This is a genomic window from Halosimplex pelagicum (assembly GCF_013415905.1).
GTDB classification, from domain to species: Archaea; Halobacteriota; Halobacteria; order Halobacteriales; family Haloarculaceae; genus Halosimplex; species Halosimplex pelagicum.
Map to the genome: position 1 here is coordinate 563,517 of NZ_CP058909.1, position 20,384 is coordinate 583,900.

At 70.4% G+C, this 20,384-nt stretch carries 23 protein-coding genes; 10 read left to right on the forward strand and 13 right to left on the reverse strand.

The window, feature by feature from the left end; translation table 11 throughout:
- Positions 1–54: 54 nt before the first annotated feature.
- Positions 55–1,251, reverse strand: a complete 1,197-nt coding sequence (locus HZS54_RS02850) for a M48 family metalloprotease (protein WP_179920458.1) — start codon at positions 1,249–1,251, stop codon at positions 55–57.
- Between the two features lie 52 nt (positions 1,252–1,303).
- A complete protein-coding gene (locus HZS54_RS02855) occupies positions 1,304–1,591 on the reverse strand; it encodes a hypothetical protein (RefSeq protein WP_179920459.1) in 288 nt (95 codons plus the stop codon).
- A gap of 108 nt (positions 1,592–1,699) precedes the next feature.
- On the opposite strand from HZS54_RS02855, the gene hisG reads away from it, so the two are divergent.
- Complete coding sequence (gene hisG, locus HZS54_RS02860) at positions 1,700–2,548, forward strand: ATP phosphoribosyltransferase (RefSeq protein WP_179920460.1); 849 nt, start codon at positions 1,700–1,702, stop codon at positions 2,546–2,548.
- On the opposite strand, the gene HZS54_RS02865 is transcribed toward hisG, so the two are convergent.
- The 4 genes from HZS54_RS02865 to HZS54_RS02880 form a co-directional block, all read right to left on the reverse strand.
- Positions 2,549–3,073, reverse strand: coding sequence for a PIN domain-containing protein (locus HZS54_RS02865; protein WP_484496838.1), 525 nt, complete (start codon positions 3,071–3,073; stop codon positions 2,549–2,551). It abuts the gene before it with no gap.
- Positions 3,036–3,296, reverse strand: coding sequence for a hypothetical protein (locus HZS54_RS02870; RefSeq protein WP_179920462.1), 261 nt, complete (start codon positions 3,294–3,296; stop codon positions 3,036–3,038). The genes HZS54_RS02865 and HZS54_RS02870 overlap by 38 nt, the downstream gene beginning before the upstream one ends.
- 122 nt (positions 3,297–3,418) lie before the next feature.
- Positions 3,419–3,850 (reverse strand): DUF7473 family protein, encoded by a 432-nt coding sequence (locus HZS54_RS02875; protein WP_246391758.1) that lies wholly within the window; start codon positions 3,848–3,850, stop codon positions 3,419–3,421.
- 113 nt (positions 3,851–3,963) lie between these two features.
- Complete coding sequence (locus HZS54_RS02880) at positions 3,964–4,524, reverse strand: TATA-box-binding protein (RefSeq protein ID WP_006882347.1); 561 nt, start codon at positions 4,522–4,524, stop codon at positions 3,964–3,966.
- Positions 4,525–4,766: 242 nt separating this feature from the next.
- On the opposite strand from HZS54_RS02880, the gene HZS54_RS02885 reads away from it, so the two are divergent.
- The 3 genes from HZS54_RS02885 (at position 4,767) to HZS54_RS02895 (ending at position 7,446) form a co-directional block, all read left to right on the forward strand.
- Positions 4,767–5,810: a methyltransferase domain-containing protein gene (locus HZS54_RS02885; protein ID WP_179920463.1), complete on the forward strand. Its 1,044-nt coding sequence runs from the start codon at positions 4,767–4,769 to the stop codon at positions 5,808–5,810.
- Between the two features lie 75 nt (positions 5,811–5,885).
- The gene (thyA, locus tag HZS54_RS02890; protein WP_179920464.1) at positions 5,886–6,884 is read left to right on the forward strand and encodes a thymidylate synthase; all 999 of its coding nucleotides are present in this window, start codon (positions 5,886–5,888) and stop codon (positions 6,882–6,884) included.
- A 13-nt stretch (positions 6,885–6,897) separates the two neighbouring features.
- Positions 6,898–7,446: a dihydrofolate reductase gene (locus HZS54_RS02895; protein WP_179920465.1), complete on the forward strand. Its 549-nt coding sequence runs from the start codon at positions 6,898–6,900 to the stop codon at positions 7,444–7,446.
- Here HZS54_RS02895 and HZS54_RS02900 read toward each other — a convergent pair.
- Complete coding sequence (locus tag HZS54_RS02900) at positions 7,431–7,631, reverse strand: hypothetical protein (protein WP_179920466.1); 201 nt, start codon at positions 7,629–7,631, stop codon at positions 7,431–7,433. The genes HZS54_RS02895 and HZS54_RS02900 overlap by 16 nt on opposite strands.
- A 316-nt stretch (positions 7,632–7,947) precedes the next feature.
- Here HZS54_RS02900 and HZS54_RS02905 point away from each other — a divergent pair, with 316 nt between their 5' ends.
- The 4 genes from HZS54_RS02905 (at position 7,948) to HZS54_RS02920 (ending at position 13,560) form a co-directional block, all read left to right on the forward strand.
- Positions 7,948–9,576 carry a DUF255 domain-containing protein gene (locus HZS54_RS02905; protein ID WP_179920467.1) on the forward strand — a complete coding sequence of 543 codons (1,629 nt, stop codon included), beginning with the start codon at positions 7,948–7,950 and terminating at the stop codon, positions 9,574–9,576.
- An 82-nt stretch (positions 9,577–9,658) separates the two neighbouring features.
- Positions 9,659–10,462: a TrmB family transcriptional regulator gene (locus tag HZS54_RS02910; RefSeq protein WP_179920468.1), complete on the forward strand. Its 804-nt coding sequence runs from the start codon at positions 9,659–9,661 to the stop codon at positions 10,460–10,462.
- Between the two features lie 90 nt (positions 10,463–10,552).
- Positions 10,553–11,617: a metallophosphoesterase family protein gene (locus HZS54_RS02915; RefSeq protein ID WP_179920469.1), complete on the forward strand. Its 1,065-nt coding sequence runs from the start codon at positions 10,553–10,555 to the stop codon at positions 11,615–11,617.
- Positions 11,614–13,560 (forward strand): ATP-binding protein, encoded by a 1,947-nt coding sequence (locus tag HZS54_RS02920; protein ID WP_179920470.1) that lies wholly within the window; start codon positions 11,614–11,616, stop codon positions 13,558–13,560. The genes HZS54_RS02915 and HZS54_RS02920 overlap by 4 nt, the downstream gene beginning before the upstream one ends.
- 28 nt (positions 13,561–13,588) lie before the next feature.
- On the opposite strand, the gene HZS54_RS02925 is transcribed toward HZS54_RS02920, so the two are convergent.
- From HZS54_RS02925 to HZS54_RS02935, 3 genes are all read right to left on the reverse strand, one after another.
- Positions 13,589–13,834, reverse strand: a complete 246-nt coding sequence (locus tag HZS54_RS02925) for a type II toxin-antitoxin system HicA family toxin (protein ID WP_179920471.1) — start codon at positions 13,832–13,834, stop codon at positions 13,589–13,591.
- 1 nt (position 13,835) lies between these two features.
- Positions 13,836–14,120 carry a type II toxin-antitoxin system HicB family antitoxin gene (locus HZS54_RS02930; protein ID WP_179920472.1) on the reverse strand — a complete coding sequence of 95 codons (285 nt, stop codon included), beginning with the start codon at positions 14,118–14,120 and terminating at the stop codon, positions 13,836–13,838.
- Positions 14,121–14,189: 69 nt separating this feature from the next.
- A complete protein-coding gene (locus HZS54_RS02935; protein ID WP_179920473.1) occupies positions 14,190–16,052 on the reverse strand; it encodes an ATP-binding protein in 1,863 nt (620 codons plus the stop codon).
- 188 nt (positions 16,053–16,240) lie between these two features.
- Between HZS54_RS02935 and HZS54_RS02940 the strand changes: the two genes are divergently transcribed.
- On the forward strand, positions 16,241–17,065 hold the full coding sequence (locus tag HZS54_RS02940) for an endonuclease/exonuclease/phosphatase family protein (protein WP_179920474.1): 825 nt from the start codon (positions 16,241–16,243) through the stop codon (positions 17,063–17,065).
- Between the two features lie 26 nt (positions 17,066–17,091).
- Here HZS54_RS02940 and HZS54_RS02945 read toward each other — a convergent pair whose 3' ends face one another.
- Entirely contained in the window at positions 17,092–17,772 is a 681-nt protein-coding gene (locus tag HZS54_RS02945; protein ID WP_179920475.1) for an HD domain-containing protein, read from the reverse strand.
- Positions 17,773–17,885: 113 nt separating this feature from the next.
- Between HZS54_RS02945 and HZS54_RS02950 the strand changes: the two genes are divergently transcribed.
- Positions 17,886–18,236 carry a DUF7113 family protein gene (locus HZS54_RS02950; RefSeq protein ID WP_179910324.1) on the forward strand — a complete coding sequence of 117 codons (351 nt, stop codon included), beginning with the start codon at positions 17,886–17,888 and terminating at the stop codon, positions 18,234–18,236.
- 65 nt (positions 18,237–18,301) lie between these two features.
- Here HZS54_RS02950 and HZS54_RS02955 read toward each other — a convergent pair whose 3' ends face one another.
- Together HZS54_RS02955 and HZS54_RS02960 are read right to left on the reverse strand one after the other, a co-directional pair.
- Positions 18,302–19,264 (reverse strand): ABC transporter permease, encoded by a 963-nt coding sequence (locus HZS54_RS02955; protein WP_246391759.1) that lies wholly within the window; start codon positions 19,262–19,264, stop codon positions 18,302–18,304.
- Positions 19,261–20,352 carry an ABC transporter ATP-binding protein gene (locus HZS54_RS02960; RefSeq protein ID WP_179920476.1) on the reverse strand — a complete coding sequence of 364 codons (1,092 nt, stop codon included), beginning with the start codon at positions 20,350–20,352 and terminating at the stop codon, positions 19,261–19,263. Before HZS54_RS02960 ends, HZS54_RS02955 begins: the two co-directional genes overlap by 4 nt.
- Between the last annotated feature and the right edge of the window lie 32 nt (positions 20,353–20,384).

Consider the following 20,384-nt stretch of genomic DNA (forward strand, 5'->3'; position numbering starts at 1 on the left):
GTTTTCGCGGCGGGTGCGTGAATCTGTTCCTTCCGCGGCGGCGCGAGGAGGGGCTCACTCCCGAGCCGCGCGGTCCCGCAGTCGGTCGATCCGCCGGTTCAGCGACGGCTCCATCCGGCGGAGGGCGGTCAGGCGACCCCACTCCATCGGCGCGTCGTTGAGATCGGCGAGCCCACGGATCGTCGACTCCACGGTCTCGCGGCTCGTCCGGTCGGCCGCGTAGGCGTCGGCGCGGTAGACCAGTCGCCGGCCGGCCCACAGCGCGAGCACGCCGGCGAGGAAGACGACGAGCGCGACGGTCCCACCGCCCACACCCGGAACCGTGATGACTCCGACCAGCGGTCCCGCCGCGAACACCACGGTGCCGACCACGACCGTAGCGCGCGCTTCGAGATGAGCGACGCGCGCTCGGCCGGCCTGAAGCGCGAGACACCCCCGGAGGTGCTCGTCGTCGAGTTCCGAGAGTAGGTAGTCGCTGACGAAGAGGTGTCGGCGCTCGGGCAGGCCGCGGACGAGTGCGAGCGCCTGCTTCGCGTCGGCGACTTCGAGGACGCGGACCTTCCGAACGTCGAGGCCGGCCGCCTCGCAGAGACGGGCGAGACGCTCGCGCTCCGCCTCGGTGGGCGCGCGGGTCGATTGCAGGAGTCGAACGAGCCACGGCGACCCCAGCCAGGAGAGCACGAGCAGCCCGAAGACCGTAGCCACGAACCCCGGAGCGGTCGTGACGCCGTCCCCAACCGTTCCGATCGCGACGAAGACCAGCGTCACGACGACGACGACTCCGGCGGTCCAGCGGGCGAGACGCGCCGCGACCGTCGCAGCGGACACGTCCACGTCGCGCAAGTCGCGAACGGTCGGTAACGCGCCGAAGTATCCGGCGAAGACGGCGCCGCTCGGGCCGACCAGCACGACGGCCAGCGTCAGGGCGTCGCCGACCACCGACCCGTCGCCGAGGAGCGCCTCGACGGCGCCGTCGGCCGCATCGATCCACCCGACTCCGGCCATCGCGACGAGCGCGAGTACGTACGTGACGGGGAAGCCGAACCGGAACGCTCGCCGGACGCGCGACAGCGCCGCAGTCGTGTCCTCGGCGGCCCGAAACCGGCGGCCGTATAGGAAGTACGCGAGCGCGGCGACCAACGAGACGGCGGCGAGCGCTACGATCGACCCGATCGCGGCCTCGCCGGCTGACTGGAGCGGTGTCGGAATCAAGGTGCGGACGCTCGTACCGGGACCGGGGAGGGCGATCATAGACAGCAGTGAGATCCGCCGACCGAAAACGTTTGCGTGTCGTCACGTTCACTCACACCGCCCGGTCGTTGCCCCGGCGGACGCCGTCGGCGACGACCTTGTAGAGCACGCCGAACGTGGCGCCGTACAGCGCGAGGAGGCCGGTGACGGACAGGAGACTGCCACCGAGTAGCTGTCCCCACCGTGTCACCTCCAGCCCGCCGTAGCCGGCGTAGATAGATCCGGTGACGAGGTTCGTCCCCGCGAGGGTACAGACGAGCGCCACGAGTCCGACGAGCCCGAACGAGAGCGTCGTCTTGAGGCCGTACGCGATACCGCCGGTCGTGCTGACTGCGACCATGGAAACTGGTGGTCCCGCTCTCCGGGTTAAATCCTCGCGCCGATTTCCGGCCGGCGCTCACCGCCGGGAGAGGGAAAGACAGTTGCCCGCGGCCCGTTCAGTAGGTGTATGCGCATCGCCGTCCCCAACAAGGGTCGCTTGCACGACCCGGCGATCGATCTGCTGGACCGGGCCGGCCTCCACGTCGTCGACGGGGCCGACCGGAAGCTCTACGCTCAAACTGTGGACCCCGACGTGACCGTCCTCTACGCCCGCGCCGCCGACATCCCCGAGTACGTCGCCGACGGCGCCGCCGACGTGGGGATCACGGGCCTCGACCAGGCCGAGGAGTCCGACACCGACGAGCTCGTCGACCTGCTCGATCTGGACTTTGGCTCGTGCCGACTCGTCCTCGCGGCGCCCGAGGACGGCGACATCGAAGCCGTCGAGGATCTCGACGGAGGCACCGTCGCCACGGAGTTCCCGAACGTCACCCGCGACTTTTTCGCCGAGCGCGATATCGAGGTGGACATCGCGGAGGTCTCGGGCGCGACGGAACTCACGCCGCACGTCGACATCGCCGACGCCATCGTCGACATCACCTCGACGGGTACCACGCTTCGGATGAACCGCCTCGCGGAGATCGCCGACGTGCTGGAGTCCTCTGTGCGGTTGTTCGCCCGCGAGGACGTGGCCGACGACGAGAAGGTCCAGCAGATCCGCATGGCGCTCGAATCCGTCCTCTCGGCGGAGGACAAGCGCTATCTGATGATGAACGTCCCCGAGGACCGGCTGGACGACGTGAAGGAGGTTCTGCCAGGCATGGGCGGCCCGACGGTGATGGACATCGCCGGCAAGGAGGACGTGGCGGTCCACGCCGTCGTGAACGAGCGGGCTGTGTTCGAGACGATCAACGCGCTCAAGGAAGTGGGTGCGAGCGACGTGCTCGTCACCGAGATCGAGCGGCTGGTGGAGTAGTCAGTCGCCGTCGCTCTCCTCGCGGTCGATACGGTCGAGCGCTCGCGTCACGAGCGGATCCGAGAGGTAGAGGGTGCTATCGCGTTCGAGCGCTCGGATCTTCGTCTTCGCATCCGCTGCGACGAGCCGGCCGTCGGCGTACGCGGCGAGGACGATCCCGATCGATCCGTGGACTTCGAGGTCGAGTTCGTCCGTCTGTCGGCGCGCGTCGAGGTCGTCGGTCAGCACTGTCGCATCTACCCGCTCGCCGAGCGCGAGCGCCGCCGTCTCTCCCGGATCGAGTTCGGGCCATCGGTCTCCGGCCACGTCGACTCGCCTGCGTTCGTAGTCGAGTGATTCGACCGCGGCCGGGACGCCGCCCCGCCGCAACTCTTCGAACACCGTCTCGGGAAGAGTACTGTCGCGAACTGGCCGAGCAAGTGCAGGGCGTCCGCTTCCGAGAGGTGGATCAGCGGTCCGGTGTCCGCTACGACGCGACGGTCCCGACTCACGCGGTGTCCTCGCCGAACGCCCACTCGATGTCATCGTCGACCGCGTCGCGCGCCGCGTCCGCACGTTCGACTGCCGCCTCGCCCACTTCCGCGACGGCCTCCTCACGGGCGAGTTCGCCGTCGAGATACCGGGCGACGACCACGTCCTCCCAGAGATCGTCGAGCCCGCGCTCCAGCGCCTGCTCGATGATCGACGACTCGTCGAAGTCGCGGTGACGGGCGATTTCGCGAACGCGGTTCGAGATGTCCGTCCCCATCACTCCGAGATGAGTCGTCTCCACGCTTAAATTCACGCTCGCCGTCCGACTCGGGTGCGACCGACGCGTTCGCCACCGGGATCGAGCGGCCGGTGGAGCGGACACGCCGGTCCCACAGCCCTTCAGAAGAACCCGAAGATGTTGTTCAGGGCGAAACCCAGCACGGCCGCGAAGGCGAGGTGGAGCGCGGTGAGGACGGCGGCCGGTCGCCAGGAGATCCGGTAGGAGACGCTGATCGCGATGGCGTCGGCGAGGAGCGTCACCAGCAACACGATGATGATCCCGAGTCCCGGAGATACGAACCCGATGCTGTCGACGCCGTAGCGACCCAGCAGCAGCGAGACGACCGCGGGGACCGGCCCGACGTAGGCGGCCCGCTGGCTGGGCACGTCGCCGATGAAGAAGGTCGCGGCGAGGTGCAGCGTCACGGCGTAGAAGAGGGCGGTGAGCAGGAAGGTGACGACCAGCGCGAAGATACCGCCGCCCGTCGCGTCGGTCTGGAGCGGCGCGAGCGCGGCCGGCGTCTCGACCGAGAGCAGCGCTACGAGGTCCATGGCGGCGATAGGCAGGGCGGCGGTTTGTAGCCTGCTATCGCGGACGGCCGAGCGTCGCGAGCGCAGGTGGTTCGGCGCGGGGCGAGGCGGAGCGGACCGCTGCGGAGTCGCGACTACTCCAGCAGGCCCAGGTCTTCCAGCCGGGAGACGATCTTGTCGACCGCTTCCTCGGCGTCCTCGGGCTGTTTGCCGCCGGTGATGACGAGCTTCCCGGAGCCGAAGAGCAGCGCGACCACGTCGGGGTCGTCCAGCCGGTAGACGAGGCCGGGGAACTGCTCGGGCTCGTACTCGATGTTCTCCAGGCCGAGACCGATGGCGATCGCGTTGAGGTTCAGATTGCGGCCCAGGTCCGCGCTCGTGACGATGTTCTGGACGACGATCTCCGGGTCGTCGTCGACCTGGATGTTCAGGTCCCGGAGCTTGTCGAAGACGATGCGGAGGCTCTCGTGGACGTCGTCCGTGCTCTTGGCGCCGGTGCAGACGATCTTGCCCGAACGGAAGATCAGCGCCGCCGACTTGGGCTCCTGCGTGCGGTAGACGAGGCCGGGGAACTGCTCGGGGTCGTAGTCCGCCCCCTCCAGGTCCATCGCCACGCTCTGTAGGTCGAGCTCCTGCCCGATTCCAGTCGAGGCGACGACGTTTTCGATATTGATTGTCTCCTTGGGGTCAACCATGTCTCGACTTAAACGTTGTATTTAAGGCTTATAAACTTTCATACGGGGCGTTGATACGTCACGAACGCGGACGGGTCACCTCGCTTAGGTTCTCGACCCGAACGACGCCTAAAAACGCCTTTTAGTGGGGGTGAGGGGCGGTTTTATCAGGGGTCGGGGTCCGGCGGGCGGAGTGTTCGGGTGGGGAACGGTCGCCGGCGAGCACCGGTGGGTTCTTGGCCGGCGGCGGGCGACTGTCGGGCGTGTACGTCCTCGAACTGGGCGGGCAGGACGACGATTTCGCGGCCTGTGAGGCCGCGAGCGCCGCCGCGGGGGTCGAGGTCGTCGGCGCGGGGCTGGCGACCGCGCGCGCGGTGACCGACCGCGTCCGCGAGTTGGCCTTCGTCCACCGCGCGAGCGAGGTGGTCGGCCACTGCGACCCCGACGCGGCGAGCGCCCGCGCGCTCCTCAACGCCTCGACGGTCGACCGCGAGGGGACGGTCGCCGTCCGCGCCGTCGACGTGCGCGCGACGACCGGCGTCGACACCCAGCGCGTCGAGCGCGAGCTGGGCCAGGTCCTCGTCGACCGCGGTTTTCCCGTCGACCTAGACGACCCCGACCACGAACTGCGCGCGCTGTTCGCCGGCCCGCCCGGCGCCGAGAGCACGGCGGAGAACGCCGAACCGGCCGACGGCTCCGACACCGACGGCACGGGCGTCTGCGTCCTCGGCTGGCTCACGGCCGAGAGCGAGCGCGGGTTCGGCGACCGTCGCCCCACCGACCGGCCGTTCTTCCAGCCGGGGAGCATGGACCCGATGCTCGCCCGCGCGCTGGTCAACATCGCCGGCGCGCGGGAGGGCGCGACCGTCGTCGACCCCATGTGCGGGACCGGCGGCCTGCTGCTGGAAGCCGGGCTGGTCGGCGCGCGCGCCGTCGGCTCGGACGCCCAGGCGAAGATGGCCCGCGGGACGCGCGCGAACCTGCGCGACGCGCTCGGCGACGACTGCGACTTCGCGGTGTGTCGCGGCGACGTGACGCGGCTGCCGTTCGCCGACGGCTTCGCCGACGCCGCCGTCTTCGACGTGCCCTACGGCCGCCAGTCGAAGATCGAGGGCGACTCGCTTTCGGACCTCGTCGGGAGCGCGCTCGCGGAGGCGCAACGAGTCGCTTCCCGTGCGGTCGTCGTCGCCGACCGGTCGTGGGAACGGGAAGCGGCCGACGCCGGGTGGACCGTCGAGGAACACTTCGAGCGGCGGGTTCACCGGTCGCTGGTTCGGCACGTGCTGGTGCTCGCGGCCGAGGACTGAGCGGTCACGGCGCCGGCCGTCCCGACCGCCGGAACCGCAGACGCTAAGCGCCCCCGGACGGTGGTACCCGCAAAGATGCAGCAGTATCTCGATCTCGTCCGGGAGGCCATCGCCCATGGCACCTACAAGCCCAACCGGACGGGCGTGGACACCCTCTCGACGTTCGGCGCGCACTACGAGGTCGACCTCCAGGAGGGGTTCCCGCTCCTGACGACCAAGGATCTGTCGGGCTACCGCTGGAACTCCCTCATCCACGAACTGCTCTGGTACTTCTCCGGCGAGGAGCACATCCGAGACCTCCGCGAGGAGACGAAGATCTGGGACGCCTGGGCCGACGACGAGGGGCGCCTCGACACCGCCTACGGCCGCTTCTGGCGCCGGTACCCGATCCCCGAGGAGGGACTGGAGGGGGAGTCCTGGCCCGACGACTCCCACCGCTGGGTGAACGACGGCGAGAACACCTTCGACCAGTTCCAGTACGTGCTGGACACCCTCCGGGAGAACCCCCAGTCGCGACGCATCGTCGTCAACGCCTGGCACCCCGCCAACGCCGCCGTCAGCACGCTCCCGCCGTGTCACTACACGTTCGTGTTCAACGTCCAGGGCGACCGCCTGAACCTCCACCTGACCCAGCGCTCGGGCGACATCGCGCTGGGCATCCCGTTCAACATCGCCGCCTACTCGCTGGTGACCCACATCGTCGCGCAGCGGACGGGCTTCGAGGTCGGGAGCTTCTCGCACTCGGTCGTCGACGCCCACGCCTACTGCGGCGAGGGAGCCCGCGGCGAGTGGTACGAGGCCAACCGCGAGGAGTTGCGCGAGCGGATGGTCGCCGTCGACGACCGCGAGGGCTACGCCGCCGTCAAGGACTGGGTCCTGACCGAGGCGCCCGCCGAGCCCGGGAAAGACAACGCCGACCACGTCCCGAACCTGCTGGAGCAACTGACCCGGGAACCCCGCGAGCGCCCGACGATCGAGGTGGCCGACAAGCCGATCGACGATCTGACCTACGAGGACATCGCGGTGCGCGACTACGACCCCGCACCGGGGCTCGATTTCGCGGTCGCCGAGTGATGGGGGGCGAGTGATGGCCGACGCCGAACGGGCCGAGACGGGCGCCGAACCGGGGGAGGCCGCGTCGATGGAGATCGCGCTGATCGCCGCCGTCGCGGAGAACCGCGTCATCGGCGACGAGGGCGAGATGCCGTGGCACTACCCCGCCGACCTCGCCCACTTCAAGCAGACGACGATGGGCCATCCGGTGATCATGGGCCGGGTGACCTACGAGTCGATCGCCGGCCAGCTGGGCGGGCCGCTGCCCGGGCGGACCAACGTCGTGCTGACGCGCTCCGGGTTGGAAGCGCCCGACGAGGTCGTGCAAGTCGGGAGCGTCGACGCGGCGGTCGAGGCCGCTTCGGCGGCCGCCGCCGAGACCGGAGCGGAGACCACGTTCGTCGCCGGCGGCGCGACCGTCTACGAGGCGTTTCTGGACCGGGCCGACCGGCTGGTGCTGACGGCGGTCCCGGGCGAACCCGAGGGCGACACCCGGTTCCCGGAGTGGGACCCGGCGGCGTGGGTCGAAGTCGACCGGGAGGACGAGGGGGAACTGTCGTTCGTGACCTACGAGCGGCAGTGATCTCGGTCGAACCGGGTCGGTGGCTTCGGATATCGCGCGTCCGGAATCCGCTCGCTAGCCGGTGTTTCGACCGTACTCGACGGCACGCGATGAAAGCCCTCGACGCGCTCGCTAGCCGGTGTTTCGACCGTACTCGACGGCACGCGATGAAAGCCCTCGACGCGCTCGCGGTCGCCGAGCGACATATCCGCGCTCTCCGCACCGCCCGCGCGGATAGCGGTCGCTCGGGCGACTGAACTGCACGCGAGCGCGCCTCGCCCTTTCAGTCCGCCAGGACCGCACAGCGTCGCGATCGTCCTGCAACCGCAACAGCAACCGCAGACGGCCTCACACCTCCCCAGCCGATTCGATGCTCGTCGCAGGCTCCTGCGCGTCTCATCCCTCGCGTGACTGTTTCGAGCGGTCCGCCATGAGGCGGACACGCTCGACAGCACGCGCCACCCGTTCTGGCCGGCGAGGCCCGATCAGTGAGCCTTACCGGGGCGAGTTCCAATCCGGGGTATGGACGATTCAGCGGACGCGACGAAAGTCGAATGGCGCGAGTGGGGCGAGGACGCCTTCGCGACCGCCGAGCGGGCGGGCAAACCCGTCTTACTGTCGCTGTGGGCGCCCTGGAGCGAGGACTGCCGGGAGATGGACGAGACGACCTACTCGGAGCCCCGCATCGCCGCCAACGTCAACGACGGCTTCGTCCCCGTGCGGGTGAACGTCGACCGCCGGCCGCGCGTCCGCGACCGCTACAACATGGGCGGGTTCCCCTCGACGGTGTTCGCGACACCCGACGGCGAGGTTATCACGGGCGCGACCTTCCTCGGGGTCGACGGCTTCCGCGAGATACTCGACGCCGTCCGGCGCACCTGGGACGGCAAGGGGGCGGCGGCGGGGTCGATCCCCCGACAGCTCGGCGACGCCGACCCGCCGACGGGGGAGCTGTCGGCCCGCGTCGAGGAGCACATGGTCGAGCAGCTGCTCGCGGCCTACGACGAGGAGTTCGGCGGGTGGGGAACAGATGTAAAATTCCCGCTCCCGCGCACCATCGAGTTCGCGCTGGTGCGAGCGCGCGACCAGGCGACCCGGACGCTCGAAGCCGTCCGGACGCGGCTGTTCGACACCTACGACGGCGGCTTCTATCGGTTCTCGCACAACCGCAACTGGGGGTCGCCCCAGCGGGAGAAGCTCGTCGACGAGAACGCGGCGCTGGTGCGAGCGTTCGCCCACGGCTACCGCTACACCGGCGAGGACGCGTATCGGGAGACCGCCGAGGACACCGTCGAGTACCTGACGACGGACCTGTGGACCGGTGACGCCTTCGCGGCGAGCCAGGGCGGAAACGACGCCTACTACCGCCAGGAGGCGACCGAGCGCGAGGACGGCGAGGCGCCGCCGGTCGACGGGACGGTCTTCGCCGGCCACAACGGCGTCGCCGTCGACGGGCTGCTCACGCTGGCCGCGTACACCGACGACGAGCGCGCCCGCCGCTACGCCGAGCGCGCCCGCGACCACGTCCTGGCCGAGTTGGTGGGCGAAGACGGGAGCGTCGTCCACTTCGGCGACCCCGAGACGGGCGAGGTGGGCGAAGCCGGGCTCCTGTCCTCGCAGGCGCGGGTCCTGTCGGGACTGACGACGAGTGCGTCGGTGCTGGGCGAACCGGGGCCGATGACGGCGGTCGCCGACTACGCCATCGACGCGCTGCAGGGCGAAGCGGGCGCGTTCCGCGACGGGCCGGGCGAGGGCGCAGGCCTGCTCGACCGCCCGCTGTACCCGCTGGACACGAACGTCGACGCGGCCGACGCGCTGGTCGAGACCTGGCTGCTGACCGACGACGACCGGTATCGGGAAGCCGCCGAGGCGGCGCTGTCGGCGTTCGCCGGCGCGACCGACCGGATGGGCGTCGAGGTGGCGACCTACGCCTCCGCCGTGGCCCGCCTGCGCGACCCCCGCGTGGTCGCCGTCGGCACCGAGGCCGGGAGCGACCTCCACCGCGCCGCGCTGCGGCTGGCCGACCACGAGACCGTCGTCGCGCCCGCCGACGACCGCGCGGGCGAGGGCGAGGCGGTCGTCCTCGCCGACGGCGAGGCCGAGGACCGCGCGAGCAGCCCCGACGAACTCGAAACCGTCCTGACGGGCTGACGCCGGGGTTCGCCCGCCGGGGCCGTCGCCCGGTCGTAAATTCACCCGTTGTTTTTTGTTTGGGCGGCGCCAGGGTGGGGTAATGGCGAGTCTGAGAGACCTGGGCCTCTCGGAGTACGAGGCGCGGGCCTACCGCGCCCTGCTGGAGTCGGGGCCCACGACCGCGAAGGAGCTCTCGCGGGCGAGCGACGTACCGATGGGGCGGATCTACGACGTGCTCAACAGCCTGGAGACACAGAGCCTGGCGCGCAGTCAGACGGCGAGCCGGCCGAAGAAGTACGTCGCCGTCGAGTCCGACACGGCCCTGGACCGGCTGCTGGACGCCAAGAAACGGGAGCTCGAACAGCAGGTCGAGCAGTACGAGGACATCGTCGATGACCTGACCGACGAGCTCGACGGGACCGACCCCGTCGAGGAGCCGTTCTGGACGGCCAGCGTCGGTCCGGGCGAGGCGCTGGATCTGCTGGTCGAGCGGCTCACCGCGGCCGACGAGCGGATCGTCGTCGTCGCGTCGGCGCCGGTCCAGCAGTTCGACATGGACGACGTGGCCGCCCGCGTCACCGCCGCGCTGGAGGACGCCCTGGAGCGGGGCGTGTCGGTGTCGGTCCTGCTGACGCCGGAGATGGTCGACGCGCTGCCCGAGGCCGTCGGCGAGCGCTACCGCGAGGCGCTCCAGCCCCACGAGAACTTCGAGACGCGGACGAGCGCGAACGTCACCGGCACCTTCGAGATCGTCGACGACACCGAAGTCTGCATCGAGGTCCCCCACCCGCTCACCGAGGACGAGACGCTCGCGGTGATCGACCTCAAGGACCCCGAGTTCGCGGCCGACATCGCCGCCGAGTTCGCGCCCCGGTGGGGAGAGGCCCGCCGGTTGCGGCTCTGAATCGGGTGGTATCGGCCGACTACCGGACGGAGCCCTTCTGTCGGGAGGGTAACCAATCCTTAAGTCGCTCGCCGCCGCGGGACGGGATACATGCGGCTACTGCACACCGCGGATCTGCACCTCGGGCGCGGCGGCGAGCGGTCGCTGGACGCGCTCGACGCCCTCCTGACTGCGGCCGAGCGCGAGGAGGTCGACGCCCTGACCGTCGGCGGCGACTGCTTCGACTCCGCGGCCGCCGCCGACGAGCGCCGCCCCGAGTTGCGCGAGCGGTTCACCGACAACGACTTCGACGTGCTGGTCGTCCCCGGCAACCACGACGCCGCGGTCTTCGACGGCAACGTCGAGTTCGGCCCGGACTTCCGGGCGCTCTCGACCGACCCCGTCGAGGTGGCGACCGTCGGCGACGGCGAGGTGGTCGGCGTCGCCGACCGCGAGCGGCTTGGCGAAGACCTCTACTTCGACCTGCGCGAGCGCGCCCACGAGGAGGCCGTCCTCCTGTTGCACTGCACGCTCGACGCCGGGTTCGGCACTGGCGCGACCGGCGACGAGGCCGAACCCACCCACTGCCCCGTCCAGACGGAGACGCTGGGCGAACTCGGCTACGAGTTCGTCCTCTCGGGCCACGTCCACAGCGAGCTCTACCAGCGGAAGTTGCCCAACGGCGGCCTCTTCATCTACCCCGGCTCGCCCGTCTCCCACTCCTGGGCCGAGACCGGTCGCCGCCACGCCGTCGTCGTCGACACTGACGACGCGAACGTCCAGCCGGTCGCGCTCGACACCTTCTACCGCGACCGCTTCTCCGCGACGGTCGCCCCCGGCGACGCCTACGACGCCATCGAGCGCGTCGAGGGGTGGGTCGACGGCCAGGAGACCGACCGCAGCGACCTCGAAGTCCGCGTCGACGGCTTCACCGAACTCGACGAATCGACCTTCGACGAGCGCCTGCACGCCGCCGCCGGCCCGGCGACCGTGCTCAACGAGACACGCGGCGTCGCGGCCGTCCTCGACCACCCTATCTACGCCGACTTCGTCGACCGGCTCGACGAACTCGACCTCGACGAGTTCGACCGCGTCGACGACCGCGAGGCCGTCGAGGAGCGGCTCGTCGAGACGCTCGCGGAGCTGCTCTCGGCCGGCGAGGTGACACACGCGTGAAACTGCGCGAGGTCCACGTCGACCGCTACGGGCCGCTCCGAGAGACGCTGCAGTTCGGCGACGCCCACGTCGTCTACGGCCCCAACGAGTCCGGGAAGACGCTGCTGGTCGAGTCGCTGCTGCGGTCGCTGACGGGCGACCGCCGCGTCGCCCAGCCGCGAATCGACGAGTCCCCCGAGGGATACGTCGCCCTCGACGGGGAGGGCGACCGGTTCGAGCTCGCGAACGGCGAGACGCTGCTCGACCGCTACGCCGAGCGGTACAACTTCGAGCTGACGCCCGCGGAGTTCCGCAACGTGTTCGTCGTCCGCGACGGCGACCTGCGCGTGCTCGACGAGCAGGCGTTCTACCGCCGGGTGACCGACCGCGTCGTCGGCATCTGGACCGGCGACATCGAGACCGTCCGCGACCGCGTCGTCGAACGCGGCCGCCTGACGCCCGAGGGGTGGGAGCTCTCGACCCAGCACGACGACGCCGCCGAGCAACACGACCTGGCGACGGACCTGCTCGCCGACGTCGAGGCGTACCTCGACCGGGCCGACGCCGAGGACCTCGACGCCGCCGAGCGGGCGTGCTACGAGGCCGCCCGCGAGCGGCGCGAGGCCGAGGCCGAGGTCGAGGCGCTGGAGGCCGCGAAGGCCCGCGAGGACTACGAGCAACTGGTCAAGACGAAGGGGTCGCTGGAGCGCAGCCTCGACGAGCGCGCCGAGCTCCCCGACGAGGGGGATCTCGACGAGCTGTCCGAGCGGCTCGACGACCTGGCGACCGGGAGCGAGGACGAACTCCAGCGGCGCAAGACCTGGTACGGTCGGGCGACGCTCGCGGCGCTGGCCGCGGGGGTCGTCGCCGGCGCGGTCCCGCTGGGTCTGGGGATCCGCGAGCCGCAGCTAGTCGCCGCCGGTCCCGCCGCCTTCGGCGTCGTCGCCCTCGTCGCGCTCGCGGCCTACCGGTCGGCGAGCAACGCCGTCGTCCGGCTGGGACGCGACCGCGAGGCGGTCGTCGAACGGGCCTCCGAGGTCGGCATCGACGCCTACGACCCGCCGGCGGTCCGCGGGGCCATCGCCGACTACCGCGAGGAACACGACAACCACGCGGAGGTCATCCAGGGCAACACCGAGGTCCTCCGGCAGTGGCTCGATATCGACGCCGAGGCGCCCCGAGATGTGGTCGCCGAAGCCGAGGACGCGCTGGAGGCCCGGCGAGCCGAGATCGATTTCGACGCCGACCGAGAGTTCACCGAGGAGAAGCTCGAAGACGCACGCGAGCGCGCCGAAGCGGCCGCCGAGCGCGAGGGCGAGCGACGGGAGACGCTCCGCGACCACCGCCGACAGCTGGAGCGGTTCGCCGAGCGCGCCGGCGGCGTCCGTTTCGAGGCGTTCACCGGCGAACCGCTCGACCTGACCGTCGCCAACCTCGGCGCGCTGGCGGACCTGGCCGACCGCCTGCGCGAGGTCGTCGACGCCATCGAGACCGACGCCGACGTTTCGCGGGCCGCGGCGACGGTGCTCGACCGGATGGCCGCCTCCGAGACCGAGAAGATGACGACGCTGTTCGCCGACGGCGAGGCCGCCGACGTGTTCCGGCGGGTGACCGACGACCGCTACGTCGACGTGGGCCTGACCGACGACTCCCGGCTGACCGTCGAGCTGGCGAGCGGCGAGCGGCTCGGCCCCGCCGAGCTGTCCCGCGGGACGCGCGACCAGCTGTATCTCGCCGTCCGCGTCGCGCTCGGCCGTCGCCTCATGGAGGGACGGGACGGCTTCTTCCTCATGGACGACGCCTTCCTGTCGGCCGACCCTCAGCGGCTCGAACGGCAGGCCGAGGTGCTGGGCGAGCTGGTCGACTCGGGCTGGCAGGTGGTGTACCTGACCTGCAAGCCCGACGCCCGCGACGCGCTGGCCGAGACCGCGGGCGCGGACGTGACTGAGCTGTCGCCGCTGTGACGAGATCGATGCCGCGAACGGTCGATCCTCAGACCAGTTCTTCGATCCACTCGCACCACGCGCCGAACTCCTCGGCACCGCACTGGTCGGCGATCGACCGGAGCGTCCCGGGATCGATCTCACCGTGGATCGGTACCGTGACGTTCCGGACCTCGCCGGTCTCGGGGTGGACGTACCGTAGTTTCAGGTGGCTGCCCGTCCGGTCGACGGGGGCGTAACCCATTTCGATCAGCGCGTCGGCGACTTCCCCACCGGTGAACGTCGAGCGCGACACGCTACTCCTCGGAATCGAACCACGGCGCGTCGGGTTCTCGCGGTTCGTCGGGGACCGACTCCGGGTCGATTCCCAGGTCTTCGAGGTCCTCGTCGGTGATCGGCCGGCCAGCGTCACCCTCGTGGAGGGCGACGGCCTCGTCGAGCATCTCCAGCGCCTCGCCGCGGGACTCCCCCTGACTCGCGACTCCGGTCCCCACGTCTTTCGCAATCCAAGTATCGCCCTCGCGCCAGAGGTGGACCTCGTCGCTCCGCTCGCCCTCGTCCGGTCGTGACGCCCTCGCCATCACGAAAGGATAGGTCGATATCCCGGAAAAACGTTCGGACGGGATCGCGCTCGGTCGCGTCCGGGCCGCTCACTCGTGGTTCGTCAGGCATTTCGAGAGGCCGATCAGCTCGACCGGCTCGGAGTTGTCCGGCGAGTAGACGACCTTCTGGCCCTTCTCCATGTAGGGCACCTTCTGTTCGAGGTTCGCGGGGATATTGACGGCCGAGATGGCGTCGTCGTCGCCGAGGTTGAGGACGACCGTCGAGTTGATCTGCTTGAACACGGGGTCGGCGATGTCCTGTGGGTCCTGGGTGATGAGAAAGAGGCCGAGGCGCTCTTTCCGGCCCTGTTTCGCCGCTTCGGTGAACTTCCCGATGATCTGCTCGCCCTGGACGCTGTCGACCTCCGAGAGGAAGTTGTGGGCCTCGTCGAGCCCCAGGACGAGCGGGGTGTTCTTGATGCGCTCGTACTCGGGGTCGTTCGAGAGTTTCTGGTCGACGATCAGCGCGGCGAGGGCGAGGACAACCGTCACCGTGGTCCGGGAGTTGTTGATGTGGTAGGTCGGGACGACGGAGATGCCGCCGGCGCGGACGAACTCGTGGACCCGTTCGGTGATCGGGCGGGCGTCCTGGTCGAAGATGCCGTCGAAACCCAGCGCGCGGCGTTTGACCGCGTTGAACGTCGCCTCGTGGACCCGGCCGGTCTCGTCGAGCTCCTCGCGTAGCGCGGGGTCGTCGAGGAACGTTTTAAATTGCTGGTAGGTTCCGTCGGCCCCGTAGTCACGGGAGAAGCGGTTGAGGAGCAACTGGAGGGCGTTGTACTGGTTGCCATTCAGATTGGCGCCGGCGATGAGCCAGGGGTTGTCCTGGACCATCGAGAAGGGGATGGTGAACTCCACCTGCTCGGCGCGGTGGTCGCCGGTGGCGTAGGTAGCGCCCTGAACCTTCGGGACGAACGCGATGGTGTCGTCGACGCCGCCGTAGGCGATGCCCTCCCGCTCCAGACGGCGGGCGAACTCGCTATCGAGGTCGGGGTTGTCGTCGTGCATCTGGGCGTACTCGTCCTGCGGGTCGAACATCACGAGGCCGGGCGACACGTCCCGGGAGCCGTCCTCGACGGGGTAGGTCCGGTCGTCGGCGAGGTACTGCCGGAGGACGTTCTTGGCGCTGTGGGTCTTGCCCGACCCCGTCCCGCCGGCGACGAGCGTGTGGCGGAAGACGAGCGGGTCGCCGTCCTCGTAGTCGTCTTTCAGCCGGTAGTCGATGTGGGGCGGCTCGGCGGCCGTGTTCACCTTCTCGCCGCCGACCGAGAGGTGGCCGAGGAAGACGCCGTCCTCGGGGATCTTCAGGCCGGTCTTGATCTCCGACTTGTCGGTGGCCTCCCGGACGACCGTCTCGGGCTTGGGCACCCGGTCGGTCATCCGCCGTTTGAGTTCGTCGCCCTCCGAATAGAGGACCGCGACGGGGTCGAGCGTGGCGACGAACTTGAAGTCCTGTTCGTCGATGTCGCCCCTGCGCATCGCGCGGCGGGCGTGGATCTCGGTGGCGTCGTCGGCGCGGAACTCCTGGGCGTACTCCAGGGCCGTGATCCGGCAGAACAGCCGCTCCTCGTCCTGGTAGGGGACGAGCAGGTACTTCCCGATCCGCACGTCCGAGCGGTTCTCGACGGTGACGTACGCCCGAAGCTCCGTCTCCTCGCCGTCCTCGCTGATGCGCAGCCCCTCGGTCGCCGAGACGACGCCGACGCCGTGGTCCTCGCCGGCGGGCGTCACGTCCATCGCCTCGAAGTCGTCGTCGTCCTCGCCCGCGTCGAGCGCGTCGCCGTCGGTCGGGTCGGGCGCCGATCCGTCGGTGTCGACCGCCGCGGGCGCCGGCCCGTCCGCGTCGTCGGCCTCCTCGCCGTCGCCCTCGTCGCTGCCGTCGAAGTCAGTGAAATCCCCGAGATCGGACATACCCGCCACGTCGTACTGGGAGGGTATGGGTGTTGCGCCACCGTCTCTTTCGTGGAGAGGTGGGCAAACCGCGCCGTCGACGCGCGGACGCCGACGACACGTCCACACGCGTACCGAACGATGTCCCCGGACGGTCGGATCCTGCCGACCGCGGTAGTCTCAAGACCCCCGGCGCCCGAGAGACCGGTATGAACGGCGAGGCGGTCCGGGTGCTCACGTACAACGTTCGCCGCGACGTGGCGGACGACGGGGAGTTCGACTGGGCGGGCCGGGGGGACGCAGTCGCGAGCACGATCCGCTTTCACCGCCCCGAACTCGTGGGGCTGCAGGAACCGCTCGCCCACCAGTACGCGGATCTGCGCGACGCGCTCCCCGAGTTCGAGTGGATCGGGCGGTCGCGGAACGCCGACGAGGACGAGGGCGAGTTCTGCCCGGTCGGCTACCGCCGCGACCGCTTCGAACGGCTCGACGCGGGGACGTTCTGGCTCTCGCCGACGCCCGACGACCCCGGCAGCGTCGGCTGGGACGCCGCCTACCCCCGGATCGCCGCGTGGGTCCGCCTGCGCGACCGCGACGGCGGCGGGACGGTGCTGTACTGCAACACCCACCTCGACCACGAGGGCGCCCGCGCCCGCGTCGAGGGCGCTCGGGTGCTCCGGGAGCGGGCGCGCGCGCTCCGCGAGGGCGACGAACCGGTCGTCGTCGGCGGGGATTTCAACTGCGTAGCAGGCGACGAACCCTACCGGGTGCTGGCCGACGGCAGCGACGACCGGGAGGGCGAACCGGGCGAGTTCCCGCTGGTCGACGCGCGCGAAGCGAGCCCGTACCCGCCGCACGGCCCCGACACCACCCGGACGGACTTCGAGGAGCTACTGCCCGACCGGCAGATCGACCACTTCTTCGTCGCCGACACGGCGGTCGACGGGTACGGCGTCGCCGCCGACGCGGTCGGCGACGGCTGGTTCCCCTCCGACCACCTCCCCGTCGTCGTCGACCTGGACCTGTGGGCGTGAGCGGACGACGGGACGGCTGACTGCCGTCAGCTGTCCGGGGCCGCCGTCTCGGCCTCGAACCGGTCGAAGAAGTCCTGCATGAACGCCCAGCGGGACTCGCCGCGGCGGCGACCGGGCGGCGTGTACAGCGCGTCCAGTCGCTCGCGCGCCCACTCGCGGAGGAGCGTCAGGTCGGGCGTTCGGGCGTCGTCCGTGCCGCCGGCGTCGGTCGTCCCAGGTACCGGTCCGCTGTCGATGGCGGCGTACTTCTCGCCCGCTCGCCCCGAGCGCTCGCCGACGATACAGGCCAGGCGGACGACTCCCACTGCGCCGGCGGCGTCCAGCTTGTCCGCGTCGAACAGCAGTTTCGCCGCCGGGGTCTCCGGGTCGGGGGAGTTCGATCGGATGCTGTGGCTCCGCAGACAGTGGACGACCGCGTCGACGCGGTCGGCGGCCACTCCCTCGGAGGCCAGCAGGTCCGACGCCTCCACGGCTGCCCACTCGCCGTGGTCGTCGATCTCGCCGGTCCGTTCGAGCGGGCGACCGATGTCGTGCAGCCAGGCCGCCGCGGCGAGGACGCCGCGGTCGACCGAGCGGTCCCAGTCGGCGGCGAGTCGCAGCGACAGGTCGCGGACGCGCTCGGCGTGGAACGCGTCGTGAGCGGGGAGGGCGTCGTCGTAGTGTGGCACCGCCAGCCGGCGGGCCAGCGAGTCGAGATCGGGGGCCATCACCGACTGGTCGACGGGGCGACAGGATAGTCGTTCTGGAAGCGAACGCCGGGCCGTCGATGCCCGGGAGTGCCCGGCGCGCTTTTGCCGCTCGGCCCCCTACTCTCGGGGATATGCTACTGGTACGCGGCCACGCGGGCGGGACGGCGCTGACGGGGACGCTCTACGAACGGGGCGAGCGGCCGCCGACGTTCGAGGGCGCGCCGGACGAGGGCGCCCCCTACGTCTGGATCTGCGACGAGTTCTACGAGGTCGAGTCGGGCGGGCAGCTCCAGCGGATCGACGGCACCGAACGCCGGGTCGCCTTCGAGGCGCCCACCACCCGCGGGTTCGACACGCGCGAGGCGGGGCTGGCCGCGGCGAAGGAACACGTCCGCACGCAGTTCGCCCGGCTCGGACTCCGGGGCGAGGACGTCGAGATCGAGATAATCGAGAATCCCGACCGGGAGGAACCGGAGCTGTAGCGGTCGGCGGAGCGGAAACCGAGCGGAAACCGGGCCGAAGCGGAGCGGGAGCGAGGGCGGCCGGCTTACTGCACGTCCGACGAGGAGGCGCGGTTGAGCAGGTAGACGGCGATCCCGCCGAACAGCACGTCGAGCGCGAGCAGGACGGCCACCGCGGGGACGAGCGTGTTCCAGATCCCCGTGAAGCGAGTGACCTCGACGACGGTCATCACGTCCTGACCGAGCATCAGCGCGCGGGCGGCGTCGACGCCGTAGGTGATCGGGTTGAACGTAGCGACGGTCTGGATCCAGCCGGGCATCGCCGACAGCGGGAGAAAGGCCGTCGAGACGAACAGCAGGGGGAACTGCAGGAGGTTCGCGCCGATGATCGTCGACTCCTGGTCCTTCGTGACGACGGCGAAGATGTTCGAGAGCGCGACGAACCACAGCGAGAAGAGGATGCCGATCAAGATGATCCCGATCGCGCCGACGAAGCCGGTGGCGACGCTGGCGCCGAGGAGGCTGCCCAGGCCCAGGATGATGGCGATCTGGACGACGATGCGGAGGATCTCGGCGGCGGTCTTGCCGAGGAACATCGCCGAGCGGCTCATCGGCATCACGAGCGTCTTCTCGAACAGCCCCTCCTCCATGTCGTTGACGAGACCGATCCCCGAGCCCGCGGCGGCCGCCAGCGACACCTGCATCGCGATGGCCGGCAGCAGGAACGTCTCGTAGGTGATGCCGCCGGTGGCGCCGCCGCTGATCGCGCCGGTGGCGATCTGTCCGAACACCTGCGTGAACAGGACGAGGAAGATGATCGGCTGGACGAGCGACCCGACGACGACGAAGGGGTTGCGCACCGCCTTGAGGTTCCAGCGGACGAAGTTCACCCAGAAGTCGCCGAGGAAGGAGTTGCCCGACAGCCGCTCGTCCGACCGACGGGCGGTCCCGCCGTCAGAGCGAAGCTCTGACGAGGTCTGGCCCCCTTCGCTCGCCAGACCGCCGTCGGTGCGGTCGCTGTCGTCGTGACCGGGGGCGTCGTCGCTCATTCGGCGGTCACCTCCGGTTCGGTCACGTCCGCGGAGTCGGCCGCCCGGTCCTCCGAGTCGAGGTCCTCGCCGGTGATCGCGAGGAACACGTCGTCCAGCGTCGGCGAGCGGATGTTGAAGCCCGTCACCGTGATCCCGTCGTCCCGGAGCGCGACGAGCAGGTCGGTCCCGTGCTGGCGGGCCCGCTCGGCCGTGACGCTGATGCCGTCGTCGGTGACCGCCACGTCGGCGTCGGCGTCAAACACGTCGCCCGTGCGGGCGATCTCGGCGGCGCGCTCGCGGGGGTCGGCGGCGCTCCCGTCCCCCGTCGCGTCGACCGCCTCGCCCTCGATCTCCACGTCGAGGATCTCCCCGCCGACGCGGCGCTTGAGTTCCGTGGGCGACCCCGTCGCGACGATATCGCCGTCGAGGATGACCGAGAGGCGGTCGCAGAGCTGGTCGGCCTCTTCGAGGTACTGCGTGGTGAGAAAGAGGGTCGTCCCGCGCTCGTTGATGCGCTCGAAGTACTCCCAGAGGCGGTTCCGAGCCTTGGGGTCGAGCCCCGTCGTCGGCTCGTCGAGGAACACGAGCGGGGGGCTGTGGACCAGCGCGGTCGCGGCGTCCAGCCGCTTTTTCATCCCGCCGGAGAACTCGCCGGCGCGCTTGTCGCCCACGTCGGCCAGATCCACGAGGTCGAGCAGTTCGTCGATGCGGTCGGCGCGCTCGCTCTTGGGCACGCCGTAGGCCCGCGCGGCGAAGCGGATGTTCTCGCGGGCCGTGAGCTCCTCGTCGACGCTGGTCTCCTGGGCCATGTAGCCGATCGTCTCGCGGACGCGGCGCGCGTCGTCGCGCACGTCGTAGCCGTTGACGGTGATGGAGCCGCCGGTCGGCGAGAGGAGCGTCGCGAAGGTCTTGATCGTCGTCGTCTTCCCGGCGCCGTTCGGGCCGAGGAAGCCGAAGAACTCCCCTTCCGGTACCGTGAGGTCGATCCCCTTGACCGCCTCCGTCCCGTCGGCGTAAGTCAGTTCCACGCCGCTGGCCTCGATGGCGTTCCCGCGACCGTCCCCGGCGTCGCCGCCGCCGTCCGGTCGTGGCGTCCGTTCTCTCACGCGAGTGGGTTACGGCTACGCGTCCGTAGCCC